The organism is Pseudomonas kermanshahensis, assembly GCF_014269205.2.
GTDB classification, from domain to species: Bacteria; Pseudomonadota; Gammaproteobacteria; order Pseudomonadales; family Pseudomonadaceae; genus Aquipseudomonas; species Aquipseudomonas kermanshahensis.
In genome coordinates this window covers 2,418,038-2,436,691 of the sequence record NZ_JABWRY020000001.1, presented here as the reverse complement: position 1 = coordinate 2,436,691, position 18,654 = coordinate 2,418,038, and the positions used below count along the sequence as shown (strand labels likewise).

16 protein-coding genes are annotated in these 18,654 nt (G+C 64.7%); 10 read left to right on the top strand and 6 right to left on the bottom strand.

Annotated elements, in window-relative coordinates:
• Positions 1–74 precede the first annotated feature (74 nt).
• Together HU764_RS11255 and HU764_RS11250 are read right to left on the bottom strand one after the other, a co-directional pair.
• Complete coding sequence (locus tag HU764_RS11255) at positions 75–947, bottom strand: alpha/beta fold hydrolase (protein WP_027593369.1); 873 nt, start codon at positions 945–947, stop codon at positions 75–77.
• Positions 948–968: 21 nt separating this feature from the next.
• Positions 969–1,598: a LysE family translocator gene (locus HU764_RS11250; RefSeq protein ID WP_172960357.1), complete on the bottom strand. Its 630-nt coding sequence runs from the start codon at positions 1,596–1,598 to the stop codon at positions 969–971.
• 125 nt (positions 1,599–1,723) lie between these two features.
• Here HU764_RS11250 and HU764_RS11245 point away from each other — a divergent pair, with 125 nt between their 5' ends.
• Positions 1,724–2,203: a GNAT family N-acetyltransferase gene (locus HU764_RS11245; RefSeq protein WP_099429240.1), complete on the top strand. Its 480-nt coding sequence runs from the start codon at positions 1,724–1,726 to the stop codon at positions 2,201–2,203.
• A gap of 142 nt (positions 2,204–2,345) precedes the next feature.
• Here HU764_RS11245 and HU764_RS11240 read toward each other — a convergent pair whose 3' ends face one another.
• From HU764_RS11240 to HU764_RS11225, 4 genes are all read right to left on the bottom strand, one after another.
• Positions 2,346–3,275, bottom strand: a complete 930-nt coding sequence (locus tag HU764_RS11240; RefSeq protein ID WP_186703744.1) for an aliphatic sulfonate ABC transporter substrate-binding protein — start codon at positions 3,273–3,275, stop codon at positions 2,346–2,348.
• A gap of 3 nt (positions 3,276–3,278) precedes the next feature.
• On the bottom strand, positions 3,279–4,322 hold the full coding sequence (gene mgrA, locus HU764_RS11235; RefSeq protein WP_186703745.1) for an L-glyceraldehyde 3-phosphate reductase: 1,044 nt from the start codon (positions 4,320–4,322) through the stop codon (positions 3,279–3,281).
• Entirely contained in the window at positions 4,319–5,653 is a 1,335-nt protein-coding gene (locus HU764_RS11230; RefSeq protein WP_186703746.1) for an LLM class flavin-dependent oxidoreductase, read from the bottom strand. The genes mgrA and HU764_RS11230 overlap by 4 nt, the downstream gene beginning before the upstream one ends.
• Positions 5,654–5,840: 187 nt before the next feature.
• The gene (locus HU764_RS11225) at positions 5,841–8,048 is read right to left on the bottom strand and encodes a TonB-dependent receptor (RefSeq protein ID WP_186703747.1); all 2,208 of its coding nucleotides are present in this window, start codon (positions 8,046–8,048) and stop codon (positions 5,841–5,843) included.
• 260 nt (positions 8,049–8,308) lie between these two features.
• Between HU764_RS11225 and HU764_RS11220 the strand changes: the two genes are divergently transcribed.
• The 9 genes from HU764_RS11220 (at position 8,309) to HU764_RS11180 (ending at position 18,620) form a co-directional block, all read left to right on the top strand.
• On the top strand, positions 8,309–9,355 hold the full coding sequence (locus tag HU764_RS11220) for a substrate-binding domain-containing protein (RefSeq protein WP_186703748.1): 1,047 nt from the start codon (positions 8,309–8,311) through the stop codon (positions 9,353–9,355).
• A 97-nt stretch (positions 9,356–9,452) separates the two neighbouring features.
• Entirely contained in the window at positions 9,453–10,367 is a 915-nt protein-coding gene (locus HU764_RS11215; RefSeq protein ID WP_027593377.1) for a LysR family transcriptional regulator, read from the top strand.
• 134 nt (positions 10,368–10,501) lie between these two features.
• Complete coding sequence (locus HU764_RS11210; RefSeq protein WP_186703749.1) at positions 10,502–11,638, top strand: acyl-CoA dehydrogenase family protein; 1,137 nt, start codon at positions 10,502–10,504, stop codon at positions 11,636–11,638.
• A complete protein-coding gene (locus HU764_RS11205; protein WP_186703750.1) occupies positions 11,635–12,579 on the top strand; it encodes a D-isomer specific 2-hydroxyacid dehydrogenase family protein in 945 nt (314 codons plus the stop codon). The genes HU764_RS11210 and HU764_RS11205 overlap by 4 nt, the downstream gene beginning before the upstream one ends.
• A gap of 21 nt (positions 12,580–12,600) precedes the next feature.
• A complete protein-coding gene (locus tag HU764_RS11200) occupies positions 12,601–13,395 on the top strand; it encodes a class II aldolase/adducin family protein (RefSeq protein ID WP_186678255.1) in 795 nt (264 codons plus the stop codon).
• Between the two features lie 146 nt (positions 13,396–13,541).
• Positions 13,542–15,167 carry an ABC transporter substrate-binding protein gene (locus tag HU764_RS11195; protein ID WP_186703751.1) on the top strand — a complete coding sequence of 542 codons (1,626 nt, stop codon included), beginning with the start codon at positions 13,542–13,544 and terminating at the stop codon, positions 15,165–15,167.
• Positions 15,164–16,114, top strand: coding sequence for an ABC transporter permease (locus tag HU764_RS11190; RefSeq protein ID WP_186703752.1), 951 nt, complete (start codon positions 15,164–15,166; stop codon positions 16,112–16,114). The genes HU764_RS11195 and HU764_RS11190 overlap by 4 nt, the downstream gene beginning before the upstream one ends.
• 2 nt (positions 16,115–16,116) lie before the next feature.
• Positions 16,117–17,007, top strand: a complete 891-nt coding sequence (locus HU764_RS11185; RefSeq protein WP_186703753.1) for an ABC transporter permease — start codon at positions 16,117–16,119, stop codon at positions 17,005–17,007.
• Entirely contained in the window at positions 17,004–18,620 is a 1,617-nt protein-coding gene (locus HU764_RS11180; RefSeq protein ID WP_186703754.1) for a dipeptide ABC transporter ATP-binding protein, read from the top strand. Before HU764_RS11185 ends, HU764_RS11180 begins: the two co-directional genes overlap by 4 nt.
• The last annotated feature ends 34 nt before the right edge of the window (positions 18,621–18,654 follow it).

Genomic DNA, 18,654 nt, shown 5'->3' with positions numbered 1-18,654 from the left:
ACCTTACCAATGATGCCAATAAGCCGGTAGGCAGCTTAAATGGCATGCATCGTCTCACCTATGGAACGACAACGTCACGGTTGCAGGAAGGCCAACACCTGCTCGGCGGCCATGGCCGGGTCCTCCTGCATGAAGCAGTGCCCACCGGCGACCTGCCGCGCGCTCACGTTGGGGTTCAGCGCCGCCAGGCGTTTGACCGAATGTGGCACGAAGGGATAAGTCTGTTCGCCATACAGCACCCGCGTCGGTGTGTGGATCGCGGCCAGGTTTGCCCACATGCGCTTGGGGAACGAACTGAAAATTTCCACCTCACGGCTTGGCCGGCACTTGAGCACTACCGCCTCGCCACAATCGCCAATGGCATGCTCTACATAGGCCAGCATTGCTGCATCGGTCCAGCCTTTGAAAATGCCGCGCCCCTGCAGCGAGGCCAGTGCCGCCTCACGATCAGGCCAATGGCTGCGGCGGTTGGCCGCCTTGCGCGCCAAGGCATGGCGCTGATGCAGGCCCACCAGCGCTGCAGCCCCCATCACACCGATCATACGGCGGCTGAACAGCACCGGGTCAAGCAATACGGCCCGCTCGAACAGCGTGGGTGCGCTGGCCAGGATCAGCCCCGTGAGCACGCCACCAAAGCTGTGCCCGAGGGCGAAGCGCGGCACCTCGCCATACTCGCCACGCCCGCTTTCGAACGCCTCCACCGCCAGTTCAGCGGTGCGGTTCCACCCGCGAAACACCCCGCCATGGTCGCTGTCACCATGGCCTTGCACATCACACAGCCACAGGTCGAAATGCTCGCCCAGGCGCACCAGCAACGGCTGGTACGCCAGGCAGCAGAAGCCGTTGCCGTGCAGAAAATGCAGCAAAGGCTTGCCACTGGCGGGTGTGCGCCACCCGCGCAAGGTGAAGCCTTCGGGGCATAGGTGTGACCAGGGGATCAACTGCATCGGCTTGCTGTACTCATCGGTCTATGAAAACGCCGATTCTACAAACAGCAGCGGGTAGAGTGAAATCACCAGCAGCAAGGCCATCAGGACATTGAACAGCATCAGCCAGCGCGGGTTCTGCAACAGGTTGCGCAAAGCGCTGCCAAACATGACCCAAACCCCGACGCTGGGCAGGTTGACCAGGGCGAACAGCGCGGCGATGACGACCACGTTCATCACGTAGCCCTGGGCCGGTGTATAGGTGGTGATGGCCCCCACCGCCATCACCCAGGCCTTGGGGTTGACCCACTGAAACGCGGCGGCGCCCCAGAACCCCAGCGGCTTGCGGGCCTTGGCCGAATCCGTGCCGATTGGCCCCGAGGTCGCGATTTTCCACGCCAGGTACAGCAGGTAGGCCGCGCCGGTGTAACGCAGCACGGTGTACAACGGCGGCCACGCCTTGAACACCTCGCCCAGGCCCAAACCGACGGCCAGCACCATGACCATGAAGCCAAGGCTGATGCCCATGGCGTGCGGGATCGAGCGACGCACGCCGAAGTTCACACCCGAGGCCAGCAGCATGGTGTTGTTCGGCCCCGGGGTGATGGAAGATACGAAGGCAAACAGCACGAACGCTGTAAGCAGGTCGGCAGAGGCAAGCATGGCAGGCATTCCACAATCATTATTGGTGCTGTCACACTAACGGAGTCGCCCTGCCTTGCGACCGGTACAGTTTTGCTAAATTAAATAGATACAAATACTGTACCGATCTCATCCCGTTCAAGGAAGCCCGCCCCATGAGCCTCACTATCCGCCCCGCGGTGCGTACCGACGCCGCGCAGATTCTTGCCTTCATCACTGAGCTTGCCGACTACGAACGTGCACGCCACGAGGTGATCGCCTCGGTTGCCGATATCGAACGCAGCCTGTTCGACGAGGGCAGTACAGTGCACAGCCTGATCTGCGAGCGGGATGGCCAGGCGATCGGTTTTGCTGTGTATTTCTACAGTTATTCGACGTGGCTGGGGCGTAACGGGATTTATCTGGAAGACCTGTACGTCACGCCCGAGCAGCGCGGCGATGGTGCCGGGCGCACATTGCTGCGGCACATTGCCCGCGAGGCTGTGGAGAACGGCTGCGGGCGCCTGGAATGGAGTGTGCTGGACTGGAACGAACCTGCGATCGGGTTCTACCAGTCGCTGGGGGCCGAAGCGCAGGCTGAGTGGGTTAAATATCGACTGGATGGCAAGAAGCTGTTGGCGTTTGCCCAGGGTTGACCCCAAATACCGCCGAAATCCCCCTGTAGGAGCAGCCTTGTGCTGCGAAGAGGCCGGTAAGGCTCATAGAAATAGTGTGGCAACACCGGCCTCTTCGCAGCACAAGGCTGCTCCTACAGGTCAATGAAAGACGAACGCTGGCTCAGTTCCGTCGCCACACCGCCCCGGCAATATCCACCCGCTTGGGCAGCACCTTGTTCTGGAAAAACAGCTCCGCCGTGCGCTGCTGCGCTGCCACGATCTCATCGCTCACCGGTATCACCGGCGACGCCGGCCGATGGCTGAAGCTGCGCCGCACCACCGCCTCCGGCAAGCCCATGAACTGTGCAAGCAACTGGATGCTACCGGCTTCATCACTGCGCGTGAGCGCCTCGGCCTGGCTGATCGTATCCAGCAGTTGACCAACAAACGCCCCGTTGGCCTCGACGTACTCACGCGCCCCCAGGATGAAAGGCCCGATCAAGCCCAGCCCTTGGCCATCGGCCAACAGCCGTGCCTTGCCCTCCAGGTCAATGGCCGAATAGAACGGGTCCCAGATCGCCCAGGCGTCCACGCTGCCGCGCTCGAACGCCGCACGCGCATCGGCAGGCGCCAGGTACACCGGCTGCACATCGCGGATGCTCAACCCGGCCTTGGCCAGGCTGCGCAGCAACAGGTTGTGCGCACTCGAGCCTTTCTGCAGGGCAACTCGCTTACCCTTGAGGTCGCCGACGCTGGCCACCGGGCTGTCTTTCGGTACCAGAATCACCTCAGCCTGCGGCTTGGGCGGTTCAGCGCCGATGTACAGCAGGTCGGCGCCGGCCGCCTGGGCGAAGATCGGCGGAATATCACCGGTCGAACCGATGTCGAGGCTGCCAATGTTCAAGGCTTCTAGCATTTGCGGGCCGGCCGGAAACTCGATCCACTCAACCTGGGTATGGGCAAAGCGTTGCTCCAGAAGGCGATGCTGCTTGGCCAGGACCAGGCTGATCGAGCCCTTCTGATAGCCAATGCGCAACGTCGCAGGGTCTGCCGCCTGGGCAGCAGCGGCCAAGCTCAGCAGTAACAGGACGGCAAGGCGTAGCACACGCATGGGTCACTCCTTCCAGTCGGTAGAGGGTTTTTCCCAGAGGTTGATTCCGCCTTCCACGGCGTACTGGTCGATGGCCGCCAACTCCTCGGGGCTGAACGTCAGGTTATCGAGTGCGGCCACGTTTTCGATGATTTGCTCCGGCCGGCTTGCACCAATCAGTGCCGAACTCACGCGCGGGTCGCGCAGGGTCCAGGCCAGGGCCAGTTGCGCCAAGCTCTGGCCTCGCCCCCGGGCGATTTCATTGAGGGCGCGGGCGCGGGCAATGTTGTCTGGCGACAGATGCTGGGGCAGCAACGAGCCACCGCCGGCGCGGTTGACGCGGGCATCGGCGGGAATGCCGTTCAGGTACTTGTCGCTGAGCAGGCCTTGGGCCAGCGCCGTGAACACGATCACCCCGGCCCCGAGCGCATCAGTGGTGGCCAGCAGGTCACGCTCGATCCAACGGTTGAACAGGTTGTACGAAGGCTGGTGGATCAGCAGCGGCACCTTCAGTTCGGTCAGCAGCGCCGCGATCTCGGCCGTCTTGCCCGCCGAATAGGACGAAATGCCGACATACAGCGCCTTGCCCTGACGCACGATGTCGGCCAGGGCAATGGCGGTTTCTTCCAGCGGCGTGTCGGCATCGAAACGGTGCGAATAGAAGATGTCGACGTAGTCCAGGCCCAGGCGCTGCAGGCTCTGGTCGAGGCTGCTGATCAGGTATTTGCGCGAACTGCCGCCCTGCCCGTATGGCCCTGGCCACATGTCCCAGCCCGCCTTGCTCGAGATGATCAGTTCGTCGCGGTAGCTGCGCAGGTCTTCACGCAGCAGCCGGCCGAAGTTGGTTTCGGCGCTGCCGTAGGGCGGGCCATAGTTGTTGGCCAGGTCGAAGTGGTTGATGCCCGCATCGAATGCGGTGCGCAGCAACGCGCGTTGGGTATCGATAGGCGTCGCATCACCAAAGTTGTGCCACAGGCCCAGGGACAGGGCCGGCAATACCAGGCCACTGCGGCCGACACGGCGATAAGGCATGCGCGCGTAGCGCTCGGGGTGGGCGGCGTGGCTCATGGTTGACCTCGTTCGGTAAAGAAGGGATTGGCAGGGCGCTGCAGCCCCAGGTGTTCACGCAGGGTGCGGCCTTGGTACTGACGGCGGAACAGCCCGCGGCGCTGCAACTCGGGCACGACCAGGTTGGCGAAATCCTCCAGCCCCAGGGGCAGGTGCGGCACCAGCACATTGAAGCCATCGGCGGCACGGCCCTCGAACCAGGCCTGCAGTTCATCGGCGATGTGGGCCGGGGTGCCGATCAGGCTGTAGTGCCCTCGCCCGCCGGCGATGCGCCGGCCAAGCTGGGCGAGTGTCAGTTGCTCGTTGCCGGCAAGTTCGGTGAGCAGTTGCTGGCGGCTGCGCTGGCCATCTTCGGTGGGCGGCAGTTCGGGCAGCGGGCCGTCGAGCGGGTAACCGGAAAGGTCGAAATTGCCGAGCATGCGCCCGAGCAAACCAACCCCGACGCGCGGGTCGACCAGTTCCTGAAACTGCTGGTACTTCTCTTCAGCTTCAGCCTGGCTATGCCCAACCACCACAAACACGCCAGGCATGATCTTCAGCGAATCCCCGCCCCGCCCGTAAGCGGCCAGCCGGCCCTTGAGGTCGGCGTAGAACGCCTGGGCGCGGGCCAGGCTCGGTTGCGCGGTAAACACCACCTCGGCACTCTGCGCGGCCAACTCGCGGCCAGTTTCCGAGGAGCCCGCCTGAACCAGCACCGGCCGCCCCTGGGGCGAGCGGGCGACGTTCAGCGGGCCTTTCACGCGAAAGTGCTCGCCTGCGTGATCCAGGGCACGCACCCCATCAGGACGGTGGAACAGCCCACCGGCCTTGTCGTGCACGAAGGCGTCGTCAGCCCAGCTGTCCCACAGGCCCTGTACCACCTGCTGAAACTCCCGGGCTCGAGCGTAACGCTCGGCATGCGGGATATGCGCCTGGCGGCCGAAGTTGCCCGCTTCGGCGGCCGCGTCCGAGGTGACCAGGTTCCAGCCAGCGCGGCCGCTGGACAGGTGATCGAGCGAGGCGAACTTGCGTGCTACGTGGTACGGCTCGTTGTAGCTGGTGGTGGCGGTGGCGATCAGGCCGATGCGCTCGGTAACGGCACTTAACGCCGACAACAGGGTAAGCGGTTCGAAGTAGGTGGAGCGTGCACTGTGGCTAGCCAGGGCGTCGGTGGGCGCAGCGACGCTGTCGGCCACGAACAACGCGTCGAAACAGGCCGCTTCGGCGATCTGCGCGGCGCGGCGGTAGCTGCTGAAGTCCATGGGGTCGGCCGGTACGTCCGGGTGGCGCCAGGCGGCCACGTGGTGCCCGGTGGCCATGAGGAAGGCGCCCAGGCTCAGTTGACGGCTCATGTCGATCTCCTTGATGGGGTTTGCATAGCCCTGTGATAGGACATTGGAGACTGTGGGAGCGGGCTTGCCCCGCGAATGGTCCCCCGCGGTGCATGGCACCGGCTTTGCCGGTGTTCGCGGGGCAAGCCCGCACCCACACGGCCCTGCGAAATCAATAAGTTTTGCTTTAGCTCTAGAGGGCGATTACTCAAAAATCCTTGCGCAACTGCACGCCGAAGTAGCGCCCGTCGTCGCGCGGTACCGAGCGGTAGATGTAATCGCCACCGCTGGCCAGCATCTGCGCATACGACTTGTCACCCAGGTTTTTGCCCAGCAGTGCCACACGCCAACCGTCGTTGTAGTCGGCCAGGGCAATGCTGGCGTTCCAGATGCCGTAGGCGCCCTGCACGGTGTCTGGGTTCTGGTCCAGGCTGAACTGCACCGAATCCTGCCAGCTGTAGTCGCTGGAAAGCTCGACATCCAGGCCGTTGTCCAGCGGGATCACGTAGTCGGCACGTACGTAGGTCTTCCAGTCCGGGGTAAACGGCAGGTGGCCACCGTCGATGTTGCAGTTGGCCGCGGCCCCTGCCGGGCAGTTGAAGTGGTCGACACGGGCCTTGGTGTAGGCCACGGCAGTAGTCAACTTCAGCTGCGACGTCGCCTGGAAACTGGCATCCAGCTCCACACCCTGGGTCTTGACCTTGCCGGCGTTGACCAAGCGCGTTACCACCTGATTGGCCACGGTGTCGAAGAAGTTGGCCTGGTAGTCGTCGTAGTCGGTGTGGAACACCGCCAGGTTGGCAGTCAGCCGGTTGTCCAGCGCCGTGCTCTTCAGGCCGACCTCATAAGCGTCGGAGGTTTCCGGCTTGAGGGCGCCGGTGTCGCGCGGCTGCATGTTGAAGAACACGTTGTAGGCCGGGCCTTTGTAGCCACGCGAATAGGTGACGTAGCCGGTGAGGTTGTCGTTGAAGTCGTATTGCAGGCCGGTGCGCCCGCTCCAACCGTCCTCGTCCACCGAGCCGGAACTGGCGGTCGAAGGCTGGATGCCGGTGACCGCGGTGGCCGAGCTGGAGACCCGGCGGTGGTCGTACTCCAGGTCGTCGTGGGTCCAGCGCAGGCCGAAGATGGCGCGCAAGTCGTCGGTGAAGTTGAAGGTGTTCTCACCGAACAGCGCGACGCTGTCGTTGGTCGTTGAGTAATCTGCCCGCCCCGTGTTGGCCACGCCGCCGTTGACCGACAGGCGCTGGTAGGTTTCGTTGGACGTGCCGTGCATGTAGAAGGCGCCGAGCACGTACTCGTTGAACTGCCCTTTGGGCGATGTCAGGCGAAACTCCTGGCTGTATTGGTCGTAGTCCACCGTGCCCTTGTCATGGGACGCGGTCACGGGGAGCAACGCACGGCGGTCGCCGTCCTGGTACTGGGTGTTGTCCCAGCCACGCCAGGCGCTGATCGAGGTCAGGGTGTAGTCACCCAGCTGCCAATCTAGCTGGGCCGACAAGCCTTGGTTCTCGTCTTCGACGTGGGTCTTGAAGTCACTGTTGATATCGCGGTTGTGCGCGCTAGGGGTGACCGGGCGCAGTTGGTTGGCAAACGCTGTACTGGCGCTTGTGATCACACCGCTGGGGAGTGTGTCTTCACCTTTCATGTAGTCAGCGATCAAGGTCAGGCGCAGGTCTTCGTTGGGTTCGAATTCCAGCTTGCCGCGGGCACCTTTGCGCTGGTAACCATTGACGTCGTGGCCATTGGCAACGTTTTCGACATTGCCGTCGTAATCGCCCCACAAGGTGCTCAGCGAGCCCTTGAACTGTTCGCTGAGACGCCCGCCAATGCCGAAGCGCAGGCGGTTTTCATCGCCACCGCCAAAGTGCGAGTAATCCACGTAGCCGCGGGTTTGCTCGGGGATGGCCTTGCTGACCACGTTCAGCACGCCGGCCGACGCGTTCTTGCCGAACAGCGTGCCCTGCGGGCCACGCAGCACTTCGATGCGCTCCAGGTCGAGAAGGTCGAGGGTAGATTGGCCCGGCCGCCCGAATACCACGCCATCGACCACGGTGGCCACGGTGGGCTCTACGCCTGGGGAGGTCGAAATGGTGCCTACGCCCCGGATGAACAGCGAGGTGTCCTTGTTCGACGCGCCTGCCCGGTAGTTGAGTGTCGGCACCTGTTGGACGATGCTGGCCACGTTGTTGCGGTTGTCACGCTCGAGCTGCTCGCCATCGATCACCGAAACCGCCACCGGGACTTCCTGCAGGCTGGCTTCACGGCGAGTGGCCGTGACCGTCACCGCGCCGAGGGCCGTCGCTTGCGGCGCACTCTCGGCAGGTTCGGCGGCTTGGGCGCCCTGGCCGAACGCGGCCAACAAAATGGCCGCTGCCAGCGGCCGGCGTTGTGTAGTAGGAAACGGAGTTGTCTGCATGCTGCTCACTGCCTTATGGGACCAGACCAGGCCCACGTTCACGGGCCGACACGGAGGGTGCTGTGGTTGTCTGGTCTCGCTCGTGCGAGTGGCAGGCGCTTGCCAACAGCAGCGCTTGTTAGCGCTAACATGAGCAAGTATCAGAGGGCGCTGCTTAGCACGTCAAATACTTAAAAGTCAGATTGATATGCAATAAAGCTATTTGCCAGGCGCCATTGCGTTAGCGCTACCATCGCGCCATTTCCCGATGAGGCGACCCTGTGAGCCAAGCCAAGGATTCCCCCCGAAAGCGCCGTGGTGCAGGTCGCGCCACCCTGGCCGACGTGGCGCGCGCGGCAGACGTATCGGCGATCAGCGTGTCGCGTTACTTCAACCAGCCTGAGCAGGTTTCACCGCCTCTGCGTGAGCGCATAGAGGCCGCTGTGCAGGCGCTGGGCTACGTTCCCAACCTGGTCGCCGGGGGCCTCGCCTCGGCGCGCGGGCGTATTGTCGGCATGGTGATCCCGAACATCTCGGGGCCGATCTTTGCTCAGACCATCCAGGCCTTCAGCGACACCCTAAGCCGCCATGGCTATCAGTTGCTGCTGGCGTCCAGCTACTTCAGCGAAGAACAGGAAGAGAGTGCGGTGCGTGCGTTCCTCGGCTGGTCGCCGGCGGCGTTGGTGGTCACCAGTCATTTCCACAGCCCGGCGACTGAAAAGATGCTGGCCGAAGCTGACGTGCCCGTGGTCGAGATCTGGGATTACCGCCCCGAGCGGGCGCCGTTGCAGGTCGGTTTTCTGCATCACCAGGTCGGCGTGCAGGCGTGCCGCTACTTGCTGGAAAAAGGGCATCGACGCATCGCCTTCGTGCAGAACAGCGCAGCCGGCGACTTGAGCGCGTTAGAGCGGCGTGACGGGTACATCGAGGCCTTGGCCGAGGCCGGTCTTGAACCCTGGGTGTTTGTGCCCTCCGCCGATTGCGCGCCGTTCGAGGCAGGCAAACAGGCAATGGAGGCACTGATCCGCCGCACGCCACGCCCCGAGGCGATCATCTTTGCCAATGACAACCTGGCGGCCGGCGCCGTGTTGGCCGGCCAACGTGCGGGGCTGCGGCTACCGGATGACGTGGCGATCGTCGGCTTTGGCGACTACCCCTTCGCCGACATGCTGCTGCCCAGCCTGACCACGCTGCGGCCGCCCTCGCGGGAGATTGGCGAGGTGGCGGCCTTGCGCGTCCTGCAACACCTGGGCGCCATCGCGCATGAGGGTGAAGTGCAACGGTTGAACCTGCTCGCCTGTGAACTGGTAGCCCGCGAAAGCGCCTGACGGCAAGGCACTGATGCATCGGGCGCTGTGACAATCCGCACAATGAGGATTATTCTTCCAAGGTATGTCCCACAGCCCCAATATGTGAGCGCCGAATATGAAAATCGATGACATGGACGCCTTCGTGGCGGTCATCCGTTGCCAGTCGACCAACCTCGCCGCCGAGGCCCTGCAACTCACCCAGCCGGCCATCACCCGTCGCGTGCAGAACTTCGAGGAAGACCTCGGCGCCACCCTGCTCGACCGCAACACCAAACCGCTGAAGCCAACGCCAATGGGCCTGCGCGTGTATGAGCAGTGCAAGGCGATCCTGCGGGAGATCGACTCACTGCGTGAATTGGTCGCCAATGACGGCGCCCCCTCAGGCACATTGCGCCTGGGCGTGCCGCAAACCCTGGGGGACGTGGTGCTGCTCGACGCCCTGGCGCAGATTCGCGACACCTACCCGGTGTTGCGCACCCAAGTCACCAGTGGTTGGGGCAGCAGCCTGATCGCACGCATGGAAAACGGCGAACTCGACGCCGCTGCCGCGCTGTTCCCGCCTGGCAAAATCTTCCCTGAGGGCATCACCAGCCGCTCCATCGCGCGTATGCCACTGCGCGTGGTGGCCGCCAAGGGCAGCGCCAGCAAGCGCAGTTACAAGCTAAAGGATTGTTACACCCGCGGCTGGGTGCTCAACCCCGACGGCTGCGGTTTTCGTGCAGGGCTGCAGCGGGCCTTGAGCGAACAAGGGCTAAGCCTGTCGATCAACCTGGAAACCTTTGGCACCGACCTGCAACTGGGCCTGGTCGCCAACGGGCAAGGGCTGGGTTTGGTGCCCGAGCCGCTGCTACAGAGCAGCCGCCATCGGGATGCACTGGATGTGGTCAACGTGACGGATTTCAAACCGCAGGTGGACTTGTGGCTGTTCCATCCACGGTACCTGGGCAACCTGCAGGAGCCGGTGGAGCTGTTTGGTGAGATTGCCGGGAACAGGCTGCAGGCCGCGCCCACAGCAGGAGACCACACATAATAAAATATTTGCATATTAGAGATTTTTTAAATTCTACAAACAAATAATTAGCATAGAACTAAAAAGACTTTTACAGCGCTCATCCAGACGAATACGGTCTTAGAAACCCACCGTGTTCCAGGGATGAATACTCCATGAGTCACCCCCCATCCACCGCTGCTCTTGCCGAGCTGACCCAGGCCCTTGCTGCCAACGCCGAGCGCTATGACCGCAGCGGTCAGTTCCCCGCCGACAACTTCAGCCTGCTTCACCGCCACGGCCTGCTGAGCCTGACTGTGCCCCGCGCCCTGGGTGGCGGCGGGGCCGACCTGGCCACTGCGCGCCAGGTGGTTGCCGCCGTTGGCAAGGGCGACCCCTCCACGGCGCTGATCCTGGTCATGCAGTACCTGCAGCACTTTCGCCTGCAGGACGAAGCCCGCTGGCCCGTGCAGTTGCGCTTGCAGGTTGCCCGTGACGCGGTGGCCAACGGTGCGCTGATTAACGCCTTTCGCGCCGAACCCGAACTGGGTACGCCGGCCCGTGGCGGCCTGCCGGCCACCGTCGCGCGGCGCACCGCTGCTGGCTGGCGGCTGTCTGGGCGCAAAATCTACTCCACCGGCAGCTACGGCCTGACCTGGTACCTGGTGTGGGCGCGCAGCGACGATAAAGACCCGCTGGTCGGTGGTTTTCTGGTGCACAAGGACACGCCCGGCATCAGCATCGTCGAAGACTGGGACCACCTGGGCATGCGCGCCACCTGCAGCCACGAGGTGCGCTTTGACGACGTGCTGATCCCGCTGGACCACGCCGTCAGTGTCAGCCCTGCCAGCGCGCCGCGGCCCGAACTCGATGGCACCGGCCTGCTGTGGATGTCGGTGCTGCTGCCGGCACTTTACGACGGCGTCGCCCAGGCTGCGCGTGATTGGCTGGTGCAGTTTCTCAACAACCGCGCACCCTCCAACCTGGGTGCATCGCTGGCGAGCCTGCCGCGCTTCCAGGAGGTAGTCGGGCGCATCGATACCCTGCTGTTCGCCAACCGCAGCCTGCTGGACTCGGCCGTCGCCGGGCACATTGACCCGCGCCATGCCGGGCAGATCAAACACCTGGTCAGTCGCAACGCCATCCAGGCGGTCGAGCTGGCCATCGAGGCTGCCGGCAACCCTGGCCTGTCCCGCCGCAACCCGCTGGAGCGGCACTACCGTGACGTGCTGTGCAGCCGCATCCACACGCCCCAGGACGATGTGGTGCTGGCCCAGGTTGGGCGCAGCGCACTGGCGGAGGTGGCAGCATGAGCCACTCGATCATTGTCAGCCAGCTTGACCCTCAGGCCAACCACTACCTGCGCGAACACCTGCCCGACCACGAAGTCATCGACCTCGCCCCCGGCCAGTTGCACGTGGATGTGCCTGCCGATGTGTTCATCGTGCGCCCGATCAATATTCGCGGTAACCGCGTAGATACCCCGCCGCCAGGCTGGCCCTGGTCGCTGCGCTGGGTGCAGGTGGTGTCGTCGGGCATCGACTTCTACCCCGACTGGGTATTCCAGGGGCCGCCGGTGACCAGCGGCAAGGGCGCCAACGCCGAGCAGGTCGCAGAGTTTGCCCTGGCCCTGGTGTTTGCCGCCGCCAAGCAACTGCCGGGGCTGTGGGTGAAGGACGCCGACTGGCGCCTGACGCCCTTGGCGCCGTTGCGCGGCCGCACGTTGGGCATCTTCGGCTTCGGCAGCATTGGCCAGAGCCTGGCGCGCAAGGCCACCGCGCTCGGCATGCGCGTGCTGGCACTGAACCGCCCTGGGCAGCCGATTGCCGAAGTGCCCGGTGTCGAGCGCGTCGAGCGCCTGCAGCACCTGTTCGCAGGCAGCGATCACCTGGTCATCGCCGCACCGCTGACCCCAGCCACACGTGGCCTGATCGACCGCCAGGTGCTGGCCCAGGCCAAGCCCGGCCTGCACCTGATCAACATCGCCCGCGGCGCCCTACTGGACCAACAGGCCTTGCTCGAAGCACTCGACAGCGGGCTGATCGGCCGCGCCAGCCTCGATGTCACCGACCCGGAACCGTTGCCGGCGGGCCACCCGCTGTACCACCACCCCCGCGTATTCCTGTCGCCGCACACGTCGGCGATTTCCGAGGACGGCTACCCCGCGCTGCTCGACGCCTTCCTCGACAACTTCGCCCGCTATCGCGAGCAGGCGCCGCTGCGCAACCTGGTCGATATCCAGCGTGGCTACTGACCTTCTCTTCTGGAGCACACCATGAGTTCATTGTCTGTCGTATCCCCACAAGCAAACACCGTTCGCCAGCGGGTCAGTGCCGAGGAATGGGAGGTGCGGGTAAAACTGGCGGCCGCCTATCGCCTGGCGGCATTGTTCCGCTGGACCGACCACATCTACACGCACTTTTCGGCGCGGGTGCCCGGGCCAGACGAGCACTTCCTGATCAACGCCTTTGGCTTGCTGTTCGATGAAATTACCGCCTCCAACCTGGTCAAGGTAGATGTCGACGGCACGATCATCGACGACCCACTTGGTCTAGGCATCAACCAGGCCGGTTACGTCATCCACAGCGCCATTCACCGCGCGCGGCACGACCTCAAGGCGGTGCTGCACACCCACACCCGCGACGGCGCCGCCGTGTCCGCCCAGCGGGATGGCCTGCTACCGATCTCCCAGCATGCGCTGGCCTACTACAGCCGGGTGGTTTACCACGACTACGAAGGCGTCGCCCTGGACCTGGACGAGCAACAGCGCCTGGTTGCCAACCTGGGTGACAGCAACATCCTGATCCTGCGCAACCACGGCCTGCTGACCGGCGGGGTCAGTGTCGAGCATGCGTTCCGCGAGCTGCATGGGCTGGAGCGGGCGTGCAACATCCAGGTGGCGGCGCAGGCCGGCGGCAATGACCAGTTGCTGCATGCGGCACCGGCGGCGATTGCCAAGGTGCACGAGCAGTCCAAACGGTTTTCCGACGGGCTTGGCGAAGGGATTCAGCGCCATTGGGATGCGCTGATCCGCCAATTGGACCGTGAGGGGCGTGACTACCAGGACTGACTGGCAGACCGCTGCTGCTTGGGCTGGCCTCTTCGCGGGCAAGCCCGCTCCCACATCCATCAGGTACACCGCTGTACCTGTAGGAGCGGGCTTGCCCGCGAAAAGGCCAGCCCAGGCAACCCAATGACATCAGAAGGAACGCCCCCATGCCGCCACTCCCCCGTGCCCGCCACTTGCTTAACGCCTGCGCCCTGGTGCTCGCCCTCACCGGCTGCTCCCCCGCCACCGAGGACACCAGCAAAACCCTCAATATCGCTTTCTGGGGCGACAACACCACCCTGGTCAGCGTCGACCCCTTCCAGGTCTATTGGCTCGAACACCGTGTGCTGCTGCGCAATGTCGCCGAGTCCCTCACCGACCAGGACCCTGACAGCGGCCGCATCATCCCCTGGCTGGCAAAAAGCTGGGAAGTCAGCGATGACGCCCTCACCTACACCTTCCACCTGCGCCAGGACGTCAGCTTCAGTAACGGCGAGCGCTTCGACGCCCACGCCGTGAAGACGGCCTTCGACACCAACAAAGCCTTCGCCACGCAGTTGCCCGCCACCTTCGGCGCGACCTACCTCGCGGGCTACGACCACGCCGACGTGGTCGACGACTTCACCGTGCGCCTGGTGCTCGCCCGCCCCAATGCCGGGTTCCTGCAAGCCACCTCGACCACCAACCTGGCCATCCTGGCGCCCGCGTCCTACGCGCTCAGCGCCCAAGAGCGTTCGCTGGGCAAGATCATCGGCACTGGCCCATTCGTACTTGAGCACTACACCCCGGAAGTCGGCGCACGCCTGGTGAAACGCCCTGACTACGCCTGGGCCTCGGCCAACGTGAAAAACCCCGGCGCGGCCCACTTGGATGCCGTGGACATCAGCTATATCCCCGAAGAAAGCGTGCGCAACGGCCTGTTCCTGCAGGGCAAGGCCGACATCCTCTGGCCGCGCAACCCCTTCTCCGAAGTCGACCTGAAGCTGTTCCAGGCCAAGGGTGCGACCATTCAGAGCCGCTCGCTGCCAGGCCCGGCGCTGAACCTTTACCCCAACACCCGCAACGACCGGTTGCTGGGTGATCGCCAGGTACGCCTGGCCTTGCAGAAAGCCATCGACCGTACCAGCTACGCCCACACCGTCTACAACGCCGAGTTCCCGGTGGTGTCCGGGGTTTATGACATCACCACCCCGTATTTCAAGGCCCAGGCCGACAAGCTCGCCTACGACCCACAAGGCGCAGAGCGCTTGCTCGACGCCGCCGGCTGGAGCAAGGGCGATGATGGCTATCGGCACAAGGATGGCAAGCGCCTGACCTTGCGCTACAACCTAACGCCGGCCGAAAGCGCTGGCGACGTGCTGATCCAGGACCAACTGCGCAAGGTGGGCATCGACCTCAAGCTCAATGTACTGACCCGCGCCGAATGGGTCGCAGGCAATGCGTCGGGTAACTACGACCTCACCTCCACCTACATGACCCGCGCCGACCCGATCATCCTCCAGACCATCCTCGACCCGCGCGCCGCCAACAGTGCCACCCTCGCCACCAATACCTATGAGCCCCAGACCCTGACCCAGGCCCAGGCGCTATTCGACGATGGCATTACCGCCACCCACGACGCTCAGCGTGCCCAGGCCTACGGCCAACTGCAGGACCTGCTCATCGACCAGGCCTCGGCGTTCCCGTTATACGAGCGTGTCTGGCAGGCCGCCACCGCGCCCAGGGTCAAGGACTTCCGCTGGACCGCCGAGGGCTTTGCGTTCCTCAGCGATATCCAGGTCGCCCAGCCATGAACCGCTACCTGATCGGGCGCATCGGCCAGGCGCTGCTGGTGCTGTGGGGGGCCTACACCATTACCTACTTCATCCTCTACCTGCTGCCAGGGGACACCTTGGCGATCATGCTCAGCGCCTCGGGCATGGAGGCCGACGGCCTGTCACCTGAAGACCTGGCCAAGGCGCGCGCCTACTACGGGCTGGACCAGGGGATTTTCGAGCAGTACTTCGACTTGCTGTGGCGCGCGCTGCAAGGCGACCTGGGCCGTTCGCTGTCGCTGAACAGACCGGTGACCGAGCTGCTGGCCGAGCGCCTGCCGCAGACCTTGTCACTGGCCGGCTTGGCCATCGTGCTGTCGTTGCTGTCCGGTATCGGCCTGGCCTACCTCACCGCGTACCTGCAATGGCGGCCGCTGAAGGTGGCGCTGTCACGCGTGCCTTCACTGGGGTTCTCGGTGCCGGTGTTCTGGATGGGGCTGCTGCTGATCCAGGTCTTCGCCTTCGGCCTGGGCTGGTTCCCGGCCACCGGCAGCCAAGGCTTCGCCAGCCTGGTGCTGCCAGCCGTGACCCTGGCCATCCCCAGCGCCGCAGTCTATGCCCAGGTGCTGCAACGCGGTTTCCAAGGCGTGTGGCACGAGCCCTACATCGCCACGGCGTTCGCCAAGGGGCTGAGCCGCGCCCAGGTGCAGGCCCGGCACGCGCTGCGCAACGCGGCCCTGCCGATTCTTACCCTGGTGGGACTGCAAGTGGGCAATACCGTGTCCGGCGCCGTGCTGGTCGAGACCATCTTCTCGCGCAACGGTGTCGGTCGGCTGGCCCAGGAAGCGGTGTTGCGCCAGGACATCCCGGTGGTGCTGGCGATCGTCGCGGTATCGGCGGCGGCCTTCGTACTGGTCAACCTGATCGTCGACCTGCTCTACCCCTACCTTGACCCCCGCATCACGCATGCCACGAAGGTGACCTGACCATGACCACCGATACCCGCCCGTTCCGTGCCGCCGCACCCGCAACGCCCTGGAAGCGCCGCACCCGCGTGCAGCGCTTGGGCCAGGCAGTGGCACCTTTGTTATCGCGCCCTGGTTTCGCCCTGGCGCTGCTGGTGGTGCTGTTTGCGCTGGCCGCCGCCGTGGTGCCGCAGTGGCTGACCCACTTCGACCCCTATGCCACCTCGCCTGCGGCCAAGCTGACCGCGCCCGGTGCCGCGCACTGGTTCGGTACCGACGAACTGGGCCGCGACTTGTATACACGCGTGGTGTACGGCGCCAGCCTGTCAGTGCAAGCGGCACTGCTGGCGGTGGGCATCGCCCTGGCCGGTGGCCTTGGTTTGGGGGTATTGGCGGGGTTTGCCGGAGGGCGAGTCGACGCGGCGCTCATGCGTGTGATCGATGTGCTGCTGGCCCTGCCTGGTCTGCTGCTGGCCCTGGCGATTGTCACCGCCATCGGCTTCGGTACGGTGCCTGTGGCGATCGCCGTCGGCGTCGGCATCATCCCGGGCTTTGCCCGCACCACCCGCGCCGAGGTGCTGCGGGTCAAGACCTTGCCCTATGTCGAAGCCGCGCGCCTGGGGGGCGCCAGTTGGTGCCGCACCTTGCTGCGGCACATCCTGCCCAACGCCTGGGGGCCGGTCGCGGTGCTTGCCACGTTGGACTTCGGCGCCGCGATCCTGGCCACCGCCGGCCTGAGCTTCCTCGGCTTTGGCGCGGCGCCCCCGGCAGCAGAATGGGGCACGCTGATCGCCAACGGCCGCCACTTTCTGATCACTGCCCCGTGGGTGTCGCTGCTACCGGGCCTGTTCGTGGTCGCCGTGGTGTTCAGCCTCAACCATCTCGCCCGTACCTTCGAGGAGCCCCATCGATGAGCCAACACCCCCTGATCGCCGTGCGCGACCTCAGCGTCAGCTACCACGCTGGCGGCCATACCACCCAGGCAGTCAAACACCTGTCGTTCTCCATGGCCCAGGGCGAGACCGTGGCCATCGTCGGTGAGTCCGGTTCGGGCAAGTCGACCTTGGCCAACGCGCTGCTTGGCTTGCTGCCGGGCACTGCCCGAGTCGATGGCGGCCAACTGTGGGTCGATGGCATCGACGTGGCGCACGCCAGCGAACGGCAGAAGCGCCACCTGCGCGGCCGTACCCTCGGCCTGGTACCCCAGGACCCGATGGTCAGCCTCAACCCGACACTGCGCGTTGGCCAGCAAATCGGCGAAGCACTGGCCCTGGCCCACGGCCGCCGCTACCGCAGCCTCGACGCCGATGTGCTGGCGCTGCTGGGCCAGGTCGGCCTGGACCAGCCGGCCCTGCGCGCCCGCCAATACCCGCACGAACTGTCGGGCGGCATGCGCCAACGGGTACTGATCGCCATTGCCCTGGCCGGCAACCCGCGCCTGATCATCGCTGACGAACCCACCAGCGCGCTGGACGTGACGGTGCAACGCAAGATCCTCGATCACCTGCAACGGCTGGTGGCCGAACGGGGCATCTCGCTGCTGATCATCACCCATGACCTGGGCGTGGCCACCGACCGCGCCGACCGCTTGCTGGTGATGAAACAGGGTGAACTGGTCGAGCAAGGCCCGCCTCGCCTCGTCGTTCAGGCACCACAGCACCCCTATACGCGTGACTTGCTTGCGGCAGCGCCCGCCTTTACCCATCGCCGGCGACCAGGGCCATTGACGCCAGGTACGCAACCGATCCTGAGCCTGGAGGGTATCGGCAAGACATTCGAGTTGCCGAAGACAAAGGGCGAGGACAACCGCTTCGTCGCCCTGCAGGGCCTCAGCCTGCAGGTGCACCCAGGCCAGACCTTGGCCATCGTCGGCGAGTCCGGCTCTGGCAAGAGCACCACCCTGCGCATCGCGCTTGGCCTGGAGGCGCCCAGCCAAGGCCGCATTCTGTTCGACCAGGTAGACGTTACCGGCCTTGGCTGGCGGGCGTTTCGGCCCTTGCGCCGGCGCATGCAGCTGGTCCAGCAAAACCCGTTCGCGGCCCTTGACCCCCGTTTCACGGTGTTCGACAGCATCGTCGAGCCCCTGGTGTCGTTCGGCCTGCTCAAAGGCCCCGCGCTGGAACAGGCGGCCCGTGAGCTGATCGAACGCGTGCACCTGCCCGTCAGCTACCTGGACCGCCTGCCCCGCGAGCTGTCCGGTGGCCAGCGCCAGCGCGTGGCCATTGCCCGGGCATTGGCCCTGCAACCCGAGTTGCTGTTGCTCGACGAGCCGGTCAGTGCACTGGATGTCTCGGTGCAGGCGCAGATCCTGGCGCTGCTGGATGAATTGCAACGCGAACTGGGGATCGCCTATGTGCTGGTGTCCCATGACCTGGCAGTGGTGGCGAGCATGGCGGACCACGTACTGGTGCTGCGCCAAGGGCAGGTGGTGGAGCAAGGTACGGTAGACGAGGTGTTCGATCGGCCAACGAGTGACTATACCCGTGAACTGATCGCGGCCATCCCTGGGCACAAAGCCGCCGCATAAGTCATGACTCAATATTATTTATTTGCATTTATGC